The 15,577-nt window shown below is 52.5% G+C and carries 11 protein-coding genes; 4 read left to right on the plus strand and 7 right to left on the minus strand.

Translation table 11 applies throughout. From position 1 onward, the window contains the following. Nucleotide 1 precedes the first annotated feature (1 nt). From glpC to glpA, 3 genes are read right to left on the minus strand one after another with little or no spacing between them, the layout of a single operon-like run. Nucleotides 2-1,192: an anaerobic glycerol-3-phosphate dehydrogenase subunit GlpC gene (gene glpC / locus NMD08_RS08770; protein WP_151219902.1), complete on the minus strand. Its 1,191-nt coding sequence runs from the start codon at nt 1,190-1,192 to the stop codon at nt 2-4. Then, the gene (gene glpB / locus NMD08_RS08775; protein WP_151219901.1) at nt 1,189-2,448 is read right to left on the minus strand and encodes a glycerol-3-phosphate dehydrogenase subunit GlpB; all 1,260 of its coding nucleotides are present in this window, start codon (nt 2,446-2,448) and stop codon (nt 1,189-1,191) included. The genes glpC and glpB overlap by 4 nt, the downstream gene beginning before the upstream one ends. Continuing rightward, on the minus strand, nt 2,438-4,066 hold the full coding sequence (gene glpA / locus NMD08_RS08780) for an anaerobic glycerol-3-phosphate dehydrogenase subunit A (protein WP_370619984.1): 1,629 nt from the start codon (nt 4,064-4,066) through the stop codon (nt 2,438-2,440). The genes glpB and glpA overlap by 11 nt, the downstream gene beginning before the upstream one ends. A 270-nt stretch (nt 4,067-4,336) precedes the next feature. On the opposite strand from glpA, the gene glpT reads away from it, so the two are divergent. Beyond that, on the plus strand, nt 4,337-5,695 hold the full coding sequence (glpT, locus tag NMD08_RS08785; RefSeq protein ID WP_151219899.1) for a glycerol-3-phosphate transporter: 1,359 nt from the start codon (nt 4,337-4,339) through the stop codon (nt 5,693-5,695). Between the two features lie 3 nt (nt 5,696-5,698). Continuing rightward, on the plus strand, nt 5,699-6,766 hold the full coding sequence (gene glpQ, locus NMD08_RS08790) for a glycerophosphodiester phosphodiesterase (RefSeq protein ID WP_151219898.1): 1,068 nt from the start codon (nt 5,699-5,701) through the stop codon (nt 6,764-6,766). A 173-nt stretch (nt 6,767-6,939) separates the two neighbouring features. On the opposite strand, the gene yfaE is transcribed toward glpQ, so the two are convergent. From yfaE to ubiG, 4 genes are all read right to left on the minus strand, one after another. Next, entirely contained in the window at nt 6,940-7,194 is a 255-nt protein-coding gene (gene yfaE, locus NMD08_RS08795) for a ferredoxin-like diferric-tyrosyl radical cofactor maintenance protein YfaE (protein WP_016153800.1), read from the minus strand. Then, on the minus strand, nt 7,194-8,324 hold the full coding sequence (gene nrdB / locus NMD08_RS08800; RefSeq protein ID WP_151219897.1) for a class Ia ribonucleoside-diphosphate reductase subunit beta: 1,131 nt from the start codon (nt 8,322-8,324) through the stop codon (nt 7,194-7,196). Before nrdB ends, yfaE begins: the two co-directional genes overlap by 1 nt. A gap of 114 nt (nt 8,325-8,438) precedes the next feature. Then, nucleotides 8,439-10,724, minus strand: a complete 2,286-nt coding sequence (gene nrdA, locus NMD08_RS08805) for a class 1a ribonucleoside-diphosphate reductase subunit alpha (protein ID WP_151219896.1) — start codon at nt 10,722-10,724, stop codon at nt 8,439-8,441. A gap of 444 nt (nt 10,725-11,168) precedes the next feature. Then, the gene (ubiG, locus tag NMD08_RS08810; RefSeq protein ID WP_151224749.1) at nt 11,169-11,897 is read right to left on the minus strand and encodes a bifunctional 2-polyprenyl-6-hydroxyphenol methylase/3-demethylubiquinol 3-O-methyltransferase UbiG; all 729 of its coding nucleotides are present in this window, start codon (nt 11,895-11,897) and stop codon (nt 11,169-11,171) included. 158 nt (nt 11,898-12,055) lie between these two features. Between ubiG and gyrA the strand changes: the two genes are divergently transcribed. Together gyrA and NMD08_RS08820 are read left to right on the plus strand one after the other, a co-directional pair. Next, complete coding sequence (gene gyrA, locus NMD08_RS08815) at nt 12,056-14,692, plus strand: DNA topoisomerase (ATP-hydrolyzing) subunit A (protein WP_370612251.1); 2,637 nt, start codon at nt 12,056-12,058, stop codon at nt 14,690-14,692. A gap of 357 nt (nt 14,693-15,049) precedes the next feature. Then, the gene (locus NMD08_RS08820) at nt 15,050-15,571 is read left to right on the plus strand and encodes a PTS glucitol/sorbitol transporter subunit IIC (RefSeq protein WP_006683705.1); all 522 of its coding nucleotides are present in this window, start codon (nt 15,050-15,052) and stop codon (nt 15,569-15,571) included. Nucleotides 15,572-15,577 lie beyond the last annotated feature (6 nt).

Genomic DNA, 15,577 nt, shown 5'->3' on the forward strand with positions numbered 1-15,577 from the left:
CTTAACTTAGCGCTTTTGCTAACAGGGTAATGGGATGCTCACAACGAAGGCTTGTCGACATCTCAATCTGCCATTTACAGGTTTCGCAGTCGGTGACGACGATATCCGCGCCGCTTTCTTCAATCTGACGGAATAACGGTGCGCCAATAGACTGTGAAGTCGGGTAGTTTTCCTTTTTAAAGCCGTAAGTCCCGGCAATCCCGCAGCATTGAGAATCCAGCACCGTCAGCTCCAGCCCCGGAATTTTTCGCAGCAGTTCCAACGTGTAGAGTGTCCAGCCCATTTTCTCCATGTGGCATGGCGTGTGGTAGACCACTTTCAGCGGCAGTGTTTTCAGCGGTAGCGTTTTGCCTTCATCCAGCTTGCGCCACAGCCAGCGGGTTGCCAGCTCAATGTGTTCGCGTAGGCCTGCGTTATCGACGTCCAGCACTTCCGGATATTCATCGCGTAGCGCAAAGGTGCAGGTTGATGAAGTGGCGATCACTGGAATGCCTTTGCCGTCAATCGCTTCCCGGAGCGAGGCCACGTTGCTCACCGCCTGTTTACGTGCTTTATCGGTAAAGCCGTTGGCAATCAGCGGTACGCCGCAGCACTTCTCTTTGCTCAGCAGTTGAACGCCGGTTCCCATGGCGTTGAGCACCTTGATCAGATCTTTACCGAGCTGCGGATGGTTGTAATTTACAAAACAGCCGTGGAAAAAGGCGACCTGATCCTGATACTGCGCTTGCTGGGCGGCAACGCTGCGATACCAGCGGCGGAAGGTGCCAAAAGAGTATTTCGGTAGCGTACGGCGATGATCGATTTTTAGCGCGTAATCCAGCAGCTGGCGTACCGGTTTCAGTGACGTAGCCGTGTTCACTATCGGGGCGAAGGGTGTGGATACGCTACCCATTAAATCGGTATGGCTTAAGACAAAGTTACGTATAGACGGACGCGTCGTGTCGTATTTGGCGCGTGCGCGTTGGATGATATCGCCAATTTTCACATCTGACGGACAAGCCACTTCGCAGCGCTTACAGTTGATACAGTATTTCAGCGCATCGTCATATAACGCGCCATCTTTCAGACGCAGACGTTCTCCGTCCGGGCCAGCCTGTTTAGGGCCAGGGTAGTTTGGATTGACGCGACTAACCGGGCAGGCGGTGGTGCACACCGTACATTTGATACAACTTTCAAAACGTGTGTCGCTCATTGCTCACCTCCTGCACGTTTCGCAATATGATGTGCGGCATGTAAGGCGCTTACTGCGCACACGCCGCCTCCGCAACCCTGGGCGATGGGATCGAATCCGCCAAGAACGGAGCCGATGGCATACATATTATCTATCGTTTTTCCCGCCAGTGACGGGCGTAGGGCGGCATCGGTTGTGACGCCAAACTGTTGCCATGGCTGTGGGTCGAAGACATCACGTTGATACCATTCGGCGCGGGTGGCAGTTTGCTGCACATCCAGTCCGAGGATCGGTTCGTAGATAGCCTCTCGGGTGGCGACCAGTCCGCTGCTGAAGAAACTGCCGCTGGCGAGCACGGCAAAACGTGGTCGCAAGGGAATATCGGCATGGTTACGGGTCCAGATTTCGCTGACTACGCCATCCTGACAGGTTATTTTTTTCACTTCATCGCCTGGCATCCAGACGCCGCCCTGACGCACAAACTGGCGCTGTAATTTGTTGTGCAAACGCATGCCCAGTACCGAAGGTGGTAGGGTCGGTAACAGCGACAGCGAGCAGGGAAGGCGTTCATTCAGCCACTGCCAGAGCCGCTCATCTGCCAGACCGAAGCAGGCTGGCATGATTATCATGTCGCAGGTTTTTGCTATTGGCAGCAGTGCGTCATAGAGTAGCGACCATTTATCGTCGTTATCCAGCAGACGCGCAATGTTGACGGCGCGAAACTCGGTCGGGTTATCACGCAGGACATCCAGCTCAGGGAGATCGATTTCTGCCGTTTCGACGCTGAGATTGCGTTGGCGCAGTGAGGCTGCGGCGAGATGCGCCTGAAAATCCAGTAAACCGCTAATACCCACAACGCAGATACGATCTGCGGACAGTGGCCAGACCGGAACTTCTGGTGAGCTTAACCAGGTTGAGCGCAGGGTTCCCAACGGGGTTACGCGCTGATGTGACTGAAGTACCTTGCCCTGCAAATGCGTGCCGCAATCTTCCAGCAGATTTTGCGCCTGCTGGGCCAGGTCCAGGACATTGTTCGTGCCGATGATGCTATATGGATGCGCGGGTGCCTGAGTGCGCAGCGTATTCAGACCCACTTCTATGTCGGTCACGGGTTGGCCATCGGGCAAGTTGCTGAGCAAATCCAGTGAGCCGGAGGAAAAATGCAGGGCGCTTTGGCCGCGAGTGACGATCGTGCAGCGCAAACCGCTTTTTTGCAGTTGCAGGCCGCACAGCAGGCCGGCCAGGCCGCCGCCGATAATGACGGAATCAAATTTCATCCTGGTGCTCCTTTTCCAGACCGCACAATCCCTGATAGACCCAGCGCGTGAATTCGCTTTCGCGCAGCGCATCTCCCCAGGCAATAGGTTGCACGCCTTTCCAGCGTTCGTTGAGGAAATCGGAAAGCTGGGTAATAGATTGTGCAGCGGTGGTGACATTAAAACGTTGCAGCAAACCTGCGGCGCGGCAGGCACACAATTCGCCCTGGCAGGTCCCCATTCCTACACGGGTACGGCGACGCAAATCCAGCAGGCTGTTGACGGTTAAATTTTCGACGGCGTATTGCACTTCGCCCGCGGTGACCGCTTCACATTCACAAACCAGGCTGCGGTGTTGGCGACCTTCGCTTAGCCACGCCGGGGTACGATCGCCATGACGATAGACCGCCGATCCGCGCAGTGGTGCTGGTAACGAAATGACGCGTTTAAGCGTATGCTCGGTAGATTCCTGTGAGCCAGGTAACGCGGTGGCTGCCGTTGTGCAAGGTTCGGTATTACCCAGCTTGCGGCAAACGGCATCTGTAGCCCACTCCGCCATCAGGCGGTAGGTCATCAGTTTGCCGCCGGTAATGGTGATAAACCCCTCCAGTCCGTCACGCTGTGCGTGATCGAACAGGACAATCCCACGGCTGACGTTACGACCGGTCGGATCGTCGTCACTTGCCACCAGCGGACGCACGCCGGAGTAGGCGCGTAAAATGCGCGTTTTCGCCATAATCGGCGCCAGTTTCTCGCCTTCACGCAGCAGAATGTCGACTTCTTCTGCGGTAACGCGGTTGCTGTCGATATCGTCGTAATCAATGTGCTGTGAGGTGGTACCGATCAATGAGATGGTATCGCCTGGCACCAGAATATCGGCGTCAGAGGGTTTACGACAGCGGTTGATGACATGCTGGTTAATCCGATGATCCATAATCAGCAGCGAACCTTTCGCCGGGAACATACGGATACTCAGATCGGCATATTCCGCAATGCGCTGACCCCAGATCCCGGCAGCGTTCACTACAACTGGCGCATGCAGAGACTGCATCTCACCCGTCAGATGATTGCGCACGTTAACGCCGCACACCGTCGTGCCTTCGCGAATCAGTCCTGTCACTTCATGCGCTGTCAAGATAACCGCACCATGCTCGCGCGCATCCAGCATATTGGCAGCGGTTAAGCGGAAAGGATCGACTGTGCCGTCCGGTACTTTTACTGCACCAATCAGCTGTGGATTGACTGAAGGTTCGATAATGCGCGCCTGTTTAGGGTCGATCGCTTCGGCGCGGATACCGGCCTCTTCACAGGCGCGAATAAAGGTTGCCTGAAAGGAGAGTTCATCTTCCGGCAGGGTAATAAACAGACCGTCCGTCGGCTCAACGCAATGGCGGGCGATACGTTTCAGGATTTGGTTTTCGCTGATGCACTCACGGGCAGATTCAGCGTCGGTGACGGCATAACGCGCACCGCTGTGCAGCAGGCCGTGATTACGTCCGGTCGCACCTGTGGCGATATCGTGGCGCTCCACTAAGATGACGCGCAACCCGCGCAGCGCACAATCGCGTGCGATCCCTGCACCTGTTGCTCCTCCACCAATGATAATCACGTCACTTGTTTGCGAGTCGCGAGTTTTCATTGTTTTTCCTCACAGTTCGTTTTTTATCATTTAGCCACATAAAAAACATGGATTGTTTGATTTCGCGCATAATCGCTCATTATTCGAAAATGAAACGTGATTTCGTGCGCCTTTATGAACATTTGTCATAAATCTGTAACAATATGTGCTGCGTTTCACATTTTTGTTATGTATCTTTCCTTAACATCGCGGCCACACTGGGAGCGGTAGGGTAGTAATGACGAACTGCAGTGTTTACTTCGAATGAGAGACGGCCACGGAGGCTACACTATGTTGAGTATTTTTAAACCAGCGTCACACACGGCGCGTTTGCCTGCAGCGGAGATCGACCCGACATATCGTCGATTACGTTGGCAGATTTTTCTGGGGATTTTCTTTGGTTATGCCGCGTACTATCTGGTACGTAAGAACTTTGCCCTTGCGATGCCGTATCTGGTTGAGCAGGGGTTCTCGCGTGGCGATCTGGGTTTTGCATTGTCCGGTATCTCCATTGCTTACGGATTTTCGAAATTCATCATGGGGTCCGTTTCGGATCGCTCGAATCCGCGCGTTTTCCTGCCAGCGGGTCTGATACTGGCTGCGGCAGTGATGTTGTTTATGGGCTTTGTGCCGTGGGCGACATCGAGCATTGCGATTATGTTTGTGCTGCTGTTCCTCTGCGGATGGTTCCAGGGGATGGGGTGGCCGCCGTGTGGTCGTACCATGGTGCACTGGTGGTCGCAGAAAGAGCGTGGGAGCATTGTTTCCGTCTGGAACTGTGCGCACAACGTGGGCGGCGGTCTGCCTCCTCTGTTGTTCCTGCTCGGTATGGCCTGGTTCAATGACTGGAAAGCGGCGCTGTACATGCCTGCTTTCGGTGCGATCGTCGTCGCGCTGTTTGCTTTTGCTATGATGCGTGATACGCCGCAGTCCTGTGGCCTGCCGCCTATCGAAGAGTACAAGAACGACTACCCGGATGATTACAACGAGAAAGCGGAAGAAGAGCTGACTGCGAAGCAGATCTTCATGCAATACGTACTGCCGAACAAACTGTTGTGGTACATCGCTATCGCTAACGTGTTTGTTTATCTGCTGCGCTACGGCATCCTGGACTGGTCACCAACCTACCTGAAAGAAGTGAAACATTTCGCACTGGATAAATCATCCTGGGCGTACTTCCTGTATGAATATGCGGGGATTCCTGGCACGCTGCTGTGTGGCTGGATGTCGGATAAAGTCTTCCGTGGAAACCGTGGCGCGACCGGTGTGTTCTTTATGACGCTGGTAACGATTGCGACCATCGTCTACTGGATGAACCCGGCAGGTAATCCGAACGTGGATATGGCTTGTATGATTATCATCGGCTTCCTGATCTACGGCCCGGTCATGTTGATTGGTCTGCACGCGCTGGAACTGGCGCCGAAAAAAGCGGCGGGGACGGCGGCTGGCTTTACCGGTCTGTTCGGTTATCTCGGCGGTTCTGTGGCCGCGAGCGCCATTGTCGGCTACACCGTTGACTTCTTCGGTTGGGACGGCGGCTTTATGGTGATGATTGGCGGTAGCGTGCTGGCGGTTATTCTGCTGGTAGTCGTCATGATTGGCGAAAAACGCCACCACGAAGAGATGCAGCTCAAGCGTAACGGGGGCTAATAGATGAAAACCGCATTGAAAAGTCTCAGCGTGGCGCTGATGCTGGCAGGTATGGTTGTGAGCAGCGCGGCAGTTGCCGCAGATAAAATTGTGATTGCGCACCGTGGTGCCAGTGGTTATCTGCCAGAGCATACGTTACCTGCGAAAGCGATGGCCTATGCTCAGGGAGCGGATTACCTGGAGCAGGATTTGGTGATGACCAAGGACGACCATCTGGTCGTCCTGCATGACCACTATCTTGACCGTGTCACCGATGTTGCCGAGCGTTTCCCGGATCGTGCGCGTAAAGATGGGCGTTACTACGCTATCGACTTTACGCTGGATGAGATTAAATCGCTGAAATTTACCGAAGGCTTCGATATCGAAAATGGCAAAAAGGTCCAGACCTACCCAGGGCGTTTCCCGATGGGTAAATCTGATTTCCGTGTGCACACTTTCGAAGAAGAGATTGAGTTCGTTCAGGGATTAAATCATTCAACCGGTAAAAATATCGGCATTTACCCGGAAATGAAAGCGCCGTGGTTCCATCATCAGGAAGGGAAGGACATTGCGGCTAAAACGCTGGAAGTACTGAAAAAGTACGGGTACACCAACAAGAACGACAAGGTTTATCTGCAGTGTTTTGATGTCGCAGAGTTAAAACGTATTAAGAATGAACTGGAACCGAAGATGGGGATGGATCTCAATCTGGTACAGTTAATTGCATATACAGACTGGAATGAAACTCAGGAGAAAAAGCCGGACGGCAGTTGGGTTAATTACAACTACGACTGGATGTTTAAACCGGGTGCCATGAAGCAGGTTGCACAGTATGCGGATGGCATTGGGCCGGACTACCATATGCTGGTTGATGAGAAGTCGAAGAAAGGCAATATCTCATTAACTGGCATGGTACAGGATGCGCATCAGAACAAGATGGTGGTGCATCCGTATACCGTTCGTGCCGATCAGTTGCCGGATTACACCACTGACGTAAACCAACTGTATGACATTCTGTATAACAAGGCGGGCGTTGACGGGCTGTTCACCGACTTCCCCGACAAAGCAGTGAAATTCCTGAATAAAGAGTAATGGCATAAGGCCTGTGATGCACCTCCGGTCACAGGCCTTATTGGACGAAACGTTATTAACTGCTAGATAAGGCCGTCTGCTGTCAACGTTTCCCTACATGCCTGCAGGAGAAATAAAGAGCTGCCGTTCATCGGCGGCTCTTTTGCCAGTAACAATTTTTACCCCACCTTGCGTTACAGCTCTATTTCAATATCGCCTTTTGCCCGGCAACAACAGGGCAAAATTTCACCCGGTTGAATGAAGGCCAGAGGTTCGGCAATCCAGTCGACCTGTCCCGCCACCAGGCGGGTACGGCAGGAGCCGCAATAACCAGCGCGACATTGGTATTCAACTTCAACATTGTGCGATTCAAGCGCGGCAAGCAGGGAAGGATGTTCATCCTGGCACAGCAGTTGTGTGCCAGAGATGCGCAAAGTAACGCGGCCCATCAGAGCTGGAAATTACTCAGGTCGTCGGTATCGACTTCCGAATCGATCTGGCCGACCAGATAAGAGCTGACTTCTACTTCCTGCGGTGCGACCTGCACGTTATCAGACACCAGCCAGGTGTTGATCCACGGGATCGGGTTGGAGCGGGTCTGGAAAGGCAGATCGAGTCCGACAGCCTGCATACGGATGTTGGTGATGTACTCGACGTACTGGCACAGAATGTCTTTGTTCAGGCCGATCATTGAGCCGTCACGGAACAGATAATCCGCCCACTCTTTTTCCTGCAGCGCGGCCTGTACAAACAGGTCGTAGCACTCTTGTTTGCACTCTTCGGCGATTTCCGCCATTTCCGGATCGTCCACACCGCTGCGCAGCAAGTTCAGCATATGCTGGGTACCGGTCAGATGCAGGGCTTCATCGCGGGCAATCAGGCGAATGATTTTGGCGTTACCTTCCATCAGTTCACGTTCTGCAAACGCGAAAGAGCAGGCAAAGCTGACGTAAAAACGAATCGCTTCCAGCGCGTTAACGCTCATCAGGCACAGATATAGCTTTTTCTTCAGTTCACGCAGATTTACGACAACCGTTTTACCATTCACGGTATGCGTGCCTTCGCCGAGCAAGTGCCAGTAGCTGGTCATCTCGATCAACTCGTCGTAGTAGCTGGAAATACCTTCGGCGCGTTTCTGGATCTGTTCGTTAGTGACAATATCGTCAAACACTACTGCCGGATCGTTCACGATGTTACGAATGATGTGGGTGTAGGAACGCGAGTGGATCGTTTCAGAAAACGCCCACGTTTCTACCCAGGTTTCCAGCTCAGGGATCGAGATTAACGGCAGCAGCGCCACGTTCGGGCTGCGTCCCTGAATGGAGTCCAGCAGCGTCTGATACTTCAGGTTGCTGATGAAGATATGTTTTTCATGTTCCGGCAGTGCCTGGAAGTCGATGCGATCGCGAGAAACATCGACCTCTTCCGGACGCCAGAAGAAAGAGAGCTGCTTTTCGATCAACTTTTCGAAGATGTCATATTTTTGCTGATCGTAGCGGGCGACGTTCACCGGCTGGCCGAAGAACATCGGTTCCAGAAGTTGGTTATTTTTCGTCTGTGAAAAAGTGGTGTATGCCATTGATGTGTCCTGTTTGGAGTTTTATGCCGGATAGCGCCGCGCTAATCCGGCCTACAACACCGATGCTTTTGTAGGCCGGATAAGGCTTTTACACCGCCATCCGGCATCACAATATCAGATCTTACATGCGCCGCTTTCGCAACCGTCATCCTGAATAGACGGCGCCAGATCGTCCTGAGAATCTTCTGCACCATCGCGGGTGTTCTGATAATACAGCGTCTTGACACCAAATTTGTAGGCGGTGAGCAGGTCTTTCAGCAACTGCTGCATCGGGACTTTTCCGGATGGGAAGCGCGATGGATCGTAGTTGGTGTTGGCAGAAATCGACTGATCGATAAATTTCTGCATGATGCCTACCAGCTGCAGATAGCCGTCATTGTTCGGCATTTCCCACAGCAGTTCATACGCGTCGTGCAGGTGTTCGTAGTCCGGTACGACCTGGCGCAGAATACCGTCTTTCGACGCTTTGATACTCACGTAGCCGCGCGGTGGTTCAATGCCGTTGGTGGCGTTGGAAATCTGCGAAGAGGTTTCCGATGGCATCAGGGCAGACAGCGTGGAGTTACGCAGGCCGTGCGTCTTGATGGATTCACGCAGTTGTTCCCAGTCCAGATGCAGCGGCTCGTTGGCGATCGCATCGAGATCTTTTTTATAGGTATCGATCGGCAGAATACCCTGTGAGTAGGTCGTTTCGTTAAACCACGGGCACGCGCCTTGCTCTTTTGCCAGCTCGTTAGACGCTTTCAGCAGGTAATACTGAATAGCTTCAAAGGTCTTGTGAGTCAGGTTATTCGCGCTGCCGTCAGAATAACGCTTACCGTTTTTCGCCAGCCAGTAGGCGTAGTTGATCACGCCAATACCCAGCGTACGACGGCCCATTGCGCCGCGTTTGGCGGCTGGAATCGGATAATCCTGGTAGTCGAGCAATGCATCCAGCGCACGTACCGCCAGTACGGCCAGCTCTTCCAGCTCGCTCAGATCTTTGATTGCACCCAGGTTGAAGGCGGATAGCGTACACAGCGCGATTTCACCGTTTTCGTCGTTAACGTCGGTCAGCGGTTTGGTCGGCAGAGCGATTTCCAGGCACAGGTTGGACTGACGCACCGGGGCAACAACCGGATCGAAGGGGCTGTGAGTGTTGCAGTGATCCACGTTCTGAATGTAAATACGGCCGGTAGAGGCACGTTCCTGCATCATCAGTGAGAACAGCTCAACCGCTTTCACGCGCTGTTTGCGGATGCTATCGTCGTTTTCATATTGGGTATACAGACGTTCGAATTCGTCCTGATCGGCGAAGAACGCATCATACAGCCCCGGAACGTCGGACGGACTGAACAGTGTGATGTCGCCGCCTTTCAGTAGACGGGTGTACATCAGTTTGTTGATCTGTACACCGTAGTCCATGTGACGCACGCGGTTGCCTTCGACGCCGCGGTTGTTTTTCAGCACCAGCAGGCTTTCAACTTCCAGATGCCACATTGGGTAGAACAGGGTCGCAGCACCGCCGCGTACGCCGCCCTGGGAGCAGGATTTCACCGCCGTCTGGAAGTGCTTATAGAACGGGATACAGCCGGTGTGGAAGGCTTCACCGCCGCGAATCGGGCTGCCCAGCGCGCGAATACGACCGGCGTTAATGCCGATACCGGCACGCTGGGAAACGTATTTCACAATCGCGCTGGAGGTGGCGTTGATAGAATCCAGGCTGTCGCCACACTCGATCAGTACGCAGGAGCTGAACTGACGGGTAGGGGTACGTACGCCGGACATAATCGGCGTCGGCAGCGAAATTTTAAACGTAGAAACGGCGTCGTAAAAACGCTTTACATATTGCAGACGCGTTTCGCGTGGATAGTTGGAGAACAGGCAGGCAGCGACCAGAATGTAAAGGAACTGCGCGCTTTCATAAATCTCACCGGTAACACGGTTTTGCACCAGGTATTTACCTTCCAGCTGCTTCACGGCAGCGTAGGAGAAGGTCATGTCACGGTCGTGAACGATAAACGAGTCCATCTGCTTGAACTCTTCTTCCGTATAGTCTTCCAGCAGATGATTGTCGTATTTGCCCATTTCAACCATTTTCACCACATGGTCGAAAAGTTTCGGCGGCTCAAACTCGCCGTAGGCTTTTTTGCGCAGATGGAAAATCGCCAGGCGAGCAGCCAGATATTGATAATCCGGCGCTTCACTGGAGATCAGGTCGGCGGCAGCTTTGATGATTGTTTCATGGATATCGGAGGTCTTGATACCGTCATAAAACTGAATGTGGGAGCGTAGCTCGACCTGAGAAATCGATACGTTATTCAGTCCTTCTGCCGCCCAATCCAGAACTCGGTGGATTTTGTCGAGATTGATGCGCTCTGTACTACCATCACGCTTTGTCACCAGCAGACTCTGATTCATGTGGTTTTTTACCTGTCCGTGAAAGAAAAAATATCCCCCATATTATCCGCAAAGTCATGTTGTGACTAAGTCTGTGGATAAATACTATATGTAGGGGTTGTTTGATAAAATAGACGCTATATGGTGAGTATTCTAGTAGGGATTCTTTTCAGCACAAGAGTTGATTTTGAGGTTAAATTGAGGTTGCAAAAGGGTAAGAATCGCTAAGTGCGCGTCTTATAAGGCCTGGCGGGGATGTCAATAATTGAGAAAAAAAATAGAAATTTTGATCGAGTGCTGATTTCTTCATCTAAGGTAAGGAAAGTTCTTATGATCTGGCGCAAAAATTGCTGTGTCGGTACTACTCAGGATTGGTAGGCCTGATAAGCGAAGCGCCATCAGGCATTGTTCCCATTAGCATGCCGGATGGCGGCGTTGAACGCCTGATCCGGCCTACTGAAGCGCTTAATCAATCCTGGCGGTGGTATGCACCATATAGTTCACATCTACGCCCGGGCCGAGTTTGAAGGTGTTGGTGATGGGGTTGTAGTGCAGGCCAGTCATATGACGCTCTTTCAGCACGGTCTGGTCAACCCACTCTAATAGTTCAGCGGGCTTAATAAATTTTTTCACATCATGCGTGCCTTTCGGCACCATCCGCAGAATATATTCCGCGCCGACCACCGCCATCAGCCAGGATTTGCCGTTGCGGTTAAGCGTGGAGAAAAACACTTCGCCACCTGGTTTAACCAGTCTGGCGCAGGCTCTGACCACCGACTGCGGGTCCGGTACGTGCTCCAGCATTTCCATGCAGGTCACAACGTCATACTGATGCGCATGCTTATCCGCATGTTCTTCGACAGTTTCTTGTATGTACTCCACCTGGATGCCACTTTCTAATGCATGCAGTTTTGCTACCTGTAACGGTTCAAAGCCCATGTCCAGCCCGGTGACGGTTGCGCCTTCGCGCGCCATGCTTTCCGCCAGAATGCCGCCGCCGCAGCCGACGTCGAGTACTTTTTTACCAAACAGGCCGCCTGAGCGTTCAGTAATGTAGCCCAGGCGCAGTGGGTTTATACGGTGTAGTGGCTTAAATTCACCCTCAAGATCCCACCAGCGCGACGCGACTGCTTCAAATTTGGCAATTTCTTCATGGTCAACGTTGTGAGTAACCGGGGGTTTTTCGGCATTCATTGGGGCTTCTACTCCTAAATTTGCGATGCAAATGAGTATATCAGCCTGACAGGATGAATAAAGCCTCTGTCAGGGGGAATCCATTTACCTGAATCTTCACGTATGTGTTATAATTTGCGACCTTTGAATCCGGGATACAGTAGAGGGATAGCGGTTAGATGAGCGACCTTGCGAGAGAAATTACACCGGTCAACATTGAGGAAGAGCTGAAGAGCTCCTATCTGGATTATGCGATGTCGGTCATTGTTGGCCGTGCGCTGCCAGACGTCCGAGATGGCCTGAAGCCGGTTCACCGTCGCGTACTTTACGCCATGAACGTATTGGGCAACGACTGGAATAAAGCCTATAAAAAATCTGCCCGTGTCGTTGGTGACGTAATCGGTAAATACCACCCTCATGGTGATATCGCCGTTTACGACACCATTGTTCGTATGGCGCAGCCATTCTCCTTGCGTTACATGCTGGTAGATGGTCAGGGTAACTTTGGTTCTGTCGATGGCGACTCCGCAGCGGCGATGCGTTATACGGAAATCCGTATGTCGAAAATCGCCCATGAGCTGATGGCTGACCTGGAAAAAGAAACGGTTGATTTCGTCGATAACTACGACGGCACCGAACAAATTCCTGATGTCATGCCGACCAAAATTCCTAACCTGCTGGTGAACGGTTCGTCCGGTATCGCGGTAGGTATGGCCACCAACATTCCGCCGCACAACCTGACGGAAGTGATCAACGGCTGTCTGGCATACATTGACGATGAAGACATCAGCATTGAAGGGCTGATGGAACATATTCCGGGTCCGGACTTCCCGACCGCCGCGATCATCAACGGTCGTCGTGGTATTGAAGAAGCCTACCGTACCGGTCGTGGCAAAGTGTACATTCGCGCCCGTGCGGAAGTCGAAGTGGATGCCAAAACAGGCCGTGAAACCATCATCGTTCATGAAATTCCGTATCAGGTGAACAAAGCGCGCCTGATCGAGAAAATCGCTGAGCTGGTAAAAGACAAACGCGTTGAGGGTATCAGCGCGCTGCGTGATGAGTCTGACAAAGACGGTATGCGCATCGTGATTGAAGTCAAACGCGACGCGGTCGGGGAAGTGGTTCTGAACAACCTTTACTCCCAGACCCAACTGCAGGTTTCCTTTGGTATCAACATGGTTGCATTGCACCATGGCCAGCCGAAGATCATGAACCTGAAAGATATTATTGCTGCGTTTGTACGTCACCGCCGTGAAGTCGTAACTCGCCGTACTATCTTTGAACTGCGTAAAGCCCGCGACCGTGCCCACATCCTTGAAGCGCTGGCGATTGCGCTGGCGAACATCGATCCGATCATCGAGCTGATCCGCCGTGCGCCAACCCCGGCAGAAGCGAAAGCCGCGCTGGTCGCGCGTTCGTGGGAGCTGGGCAACGTTTCTGCCATGCTGGAACGTGCCGGTGATGACGCCGCGCGTCCTGAGTGGCTGGAGCCAGAATTTGGTGTGCGTGACGGTCAGTACTACCTGACTGAACAGCAGGCTCAGGCCATTCTGGATCTGCGTTTGCAGAAACTGACCGGCCTTGAGCACGAAAAACTGCTCGACGAATACAAAGAGCTGCTGGAGCAGATCGCTGAACTGCTGCATATTCTGGGCAGTGCCGATCGTCTGATGGAAGTCATCCGTGAAGAGATGGAGCTGATTCGTGAACAGTTCGGTGACGCGCGTCGTACCGAAATCACCGCGAACAGCGCTGACATCAACATCGAAGATCTGATTAGCCAGGAAGATGTTGTCGTGACCTTGTCTCATCAGGGCTACGTGAAATATCAGCCGTTAACCGACTACGAAGCACAGCGTCGTGGGGGTAAAGGCAAATCTGCAGCACGAATTAAAGAAGAAGACTTTATTGACCGCCTGCTGGTGGCCAACACCCATGACACAATCCTCTGCTTCTCCAGCCGCGGTCGTTTGTACTGGATGAAGGTTTATCAGTTGCCAGAAGCCAGTCGTGGCGCGCGTGGACGTCCAATCGTCAACCTGCTGCCGCTGGAAGCTAACGAGCGTATTACCGCGATTCTGCCGGTACGTGAGTACGAAGAGGGCGTAAACGTCTTCATGGCAACTGCCAGCGGTACCGTGAAGAAAACGGCGCTGACCGAGTTCAGCCGTCCGCGTTCAGCCGGTATCATTGCGGTTAACCTGAACGAAGGCGATGAACTGATTGGCGTTGATCTGACGTCTGGCTCCGACGAAGTCATGTTGTTCTCTGCTGCCGGTAAAGTGGTGCGCTTTAAAGAAGATGCCGTTCGTGCGATGGGGCGTACCGCGACCGGCGTACGCGGTATCAAACTGGCGGAAAGCGATAGCGTTGTCTCGCTGATCGTTCCGCGCGGTGAAGGTGCTATCCTGACCGTGACCCAGAACGGCTACGGCAAACGTACGGCGGCGGAAGAATATCCGACCAAGTCTCGTGCGACCCAGGGCGTTATCTCCATCAAAGTCACCGAGCGCAACGGTTCCGTTGTGGGCGCAGTGCAGGTTGAGGATACCGACCAGATCATGATGATCACCGATGCAGGTACGCTGGTGCGTACACGCGTGTCGGAAATCAGCGTGGTAGGGCGTAACACTCAGGGCGTGATCCTCATCCGTACTGCGGAAGATGAAAACGTTGTGGGTCTGCAACGCGTTGCTGAGCCGGTTGATGATGAAGAGCTCGACTCCATCGACGGCAGCGCTGCTGAAGGGGACGATGATATCGCACCTGAAGCGGAAAGCGATGACGATGCGGCGGACGACGCTGAAGAGTAATTCAGTATTTTAATACTGCACAAAAGGGAGGCTTTGCCTCCCTTTTTTACGTTCTGAATATTCTCTTTCCCATCAGCTAATTATCCTCTATCCGCTTGCTACAGGCTTCTTGTATAAAAATACAAAAATTAATGAATAATTATATTTTCGTGAGAGTGCTCACTGTTTGTTCACACTTTTACCGCTAACGTTATTCTGTCCACTAAAAGAATTTTAAGATCCGTTGTGAATAGGAGACCGACAAATTATTTAAGAAAAAACACCTGAAGTGTGAAAGAGAAATGCGTTGGCTGCCTCAGTCTGTCAGTTCACCTCTGACGGATGAATATACTTTTACCTCGGCGTTGGGAGTTAACTATGATAGTTGAAATTGCGGAAGGTTTTATCCATCTTTTTCAGAGTGCTGGCAAGATATTCTCCGGGATGATCGTCAGCACTATTCCGATGTTAATAACGTTAATTCTGACGGTTAATTTCATTATGAAGTTAATAGGTCAGCAGCGGATGGAAAAAGTCGCCACCCTGATGGGTAAATCAAAAATATTAACCTACGGAATATTGCCCAGTTTTGCCTGGTTCTTCCTGAGCAGTCCCGGCGCGCTGACCATGGGTAAATTCCTGCCAGAACGGTGTAAGCCCGCTTATCAGGATGCGCTGGGCAGTACCGTTCACCCGCTGACCTCGCTGTTTCCCCACATTGTGCCATCTGAACTATTTATCTGGCTGGGTGTGGCTGCGGGGATTACCCGGCTCGACCTTCCTGTTGCCGATCTGGCATTGCGTTATATCGCGGCAGGTATTCTGCTTGGATTTATCCGCGGTTTTCTTACCGAATATATCTTCACCAGGCTGGAGAAGCGTGAACTTAACCAGGAATAAGGAAAA

This window comes from Citrobacter meridianamericanus, assembly GCF_041320245.1.
Taxonomy (GTDB): Bacteria; Pseudomonadota; Gammaproteobacteria; order Enterobacterales; family Enterobacteriaceae; genus Citrobacter; species Citrobacter meridianamericanus.

Bases quoted from the DNA above. Each gene is read 5' to 3' on its own strand.
- glpC (WP_151219902.1), bottom strand. From the start codon at position 1,192: ATGAGCGACACACGTTTTGAAAGTTGTATCAAATGTACGGTGTGCACC.
- glpB (WP_151219901.1), bottom strand. From the start codon at position 2,448: ATGAAATTTGATTCCGTCATTATCGGCGGCGGCCTGGCCGGCCTGCTG.
- glpA (WP_370619984.1), bottom strand. From the start codon at position 4,066: ATGAAAACTCGCGACTCGCAAACAAGTGACGTGATTATCATTGGTGGA.
- glpT (WP_151219899.1), top strand. From the start codon at position 4,337: ATGTTGAGTATTTTTAAACCAGCGTCACACACGGCGCGTTTGCCTGCA.
- glpQ (WP_151219898.1), top strand. From the start codon at position 5,699: ATGAAAACCGCATTGAAAAGTCTCAGCGTGGCGCTGATGCTGGCAGGT.
- yfaE (WP_016153800.1), bottom strand. From the start codon at position 7,194: ATGGGCCGCGTTACTTTGCGCATCTCTGGCACACAACTGCTGTGCCAG.
- nrdB (WP_151219897.1), bottom strand. From the start codon at position 8,324: ATGGCATACACCACTTTTTCACAGACGAAAAATAACCAACTTCTGGAA.
- nrdA (WP_151219896.1), bottom strand. From the start codon at position 10,724: ATGAATCAGAGTCTGCTGGTGACAAAGCGTGATGGTAGTACAGAGCGC.
- ubiG (WP_151224749.1), bottom strand. From the start codon at position 11,897: ATGAATGCCGAAAAACCCCCGGTTACTCACAACGTTGACCATGAAGAA.
- gyrA (WP_370612251.1), top strand. From the start codon at position 12,056: ATGAGCGACCTTGCGAGAGAAATTACACCGGTCAACATTGAGGAAGAG.
- NMD08_RS08820 (WP_006683705.1), top strand. From the start codon at position 15,050: ATGATAGTTGAAATTGCGGAAGGTTTTATCCATCTTTTTCAGAGTGCT.